The following is a 1,070-nucleotide window of genomic DNA, read 5'->3' as shown; positions in this document are numbered from 1 at the left end:
TCGAACGACACGTTGTCGCCGGGCATAACCATCTCGGTGCCAGCTGCCAGAGTCACGGTGCCGGTCACGTCAGTCGTACGGAAGTAGAACTGCGGACGGTAGTTCGCGAAGAACGGAGTGTGACGACCGCCTTCTTCCTTGGTCAGGATATAGGCTTCGGCTTCGAACTTGGTGTGCGGTGTAACCGAACCTGGCTTACACAGAACCTGACCACGCTCAACGCCTTCACGGTCGATACCGCGCAGCAGGGCGCCGATGTTGTCGCCCGCTTCACCGCGATCCAGCAGCTTGCGGAACATTTCAACACCAGTACAGGTGGTTTTCTGAGTGTCACGGATGCCGACGATTTCGATCTCGTCGCCAACGTTGATCACGCCACGCTCAACACGGCCGGTCACAACGGTACCACGACCCGAGATCGAGAACACGTCTTCGACCGGCATCAGGAACGGCTGGTCAACAGCGCGCTCAGGTGTCGGGATGTACTCGTCCACGGCAGCCATCAGCTTGCGGATCGATTCTTCGCCGATTTCCGGCTTGTTGCCTTCCATCGCGGCCAGAGCCGAACCTGCGATGACCGGAATGTCGTCGCCGGGGTAGTCATACGAAGACAGCAGCTCGCGGATTTCCATTTCCACCAATTCCAGCAGTTCTTCGTCGTCAACCTGATCCACTTTGTTCATGAACACGACCATGGTCGGGATGCCAACCTGGCGGCCCAGCAGGATGTGCTCGCGGGTCTGCGGCATCGGGCCGTCAGCAGCGTTCACAACCAGGATCGCGCCGTCCATCTGTGCGGCACCGGTGATCATGTTCTTGACGTAGTCGGCGTGGCCGGGGCAGTCGACGTGCGCATAGTGACGCGTGTCGGTCTCGTATTCCACGTGGGCGGTCGAGATGGTGATGCCACGTGCTTTTTCTTCAGGCGCGCCGTCAATCTGATCATACGCTTTGAAGTCACCGAAATACTTGGTGATTGCTGCGGTCAGCGTGGTCTTGCCGTGGTCAACGTGGCCAATCGTGCCGATGTTGACGTGCGGCTTATTACGCTCAAACTTTTCCTTTGCCAT

General features: G+C 58.4%; 1 protein-coding gene. It reads right to left on the bottom strand.

Features of this window, described 5'->3' with window-relative positions; translation table 11 throughout:
* Window positions 1-1,070: elongation factor Tu (gene tuf / locus AC2FJE_RS23425; protein ID WP_496758779.1), on the bottom strand; the 1,070-nt coding region annotated here is incomplete at both ends.

Source organism: Ruegeria sp. CDSC002, assembly GCF_059610905.1.
Note: the sequence above shows the minus strand (reverse complement) of the source record. Positions and strands in the feature narration are given on the sequence as shown.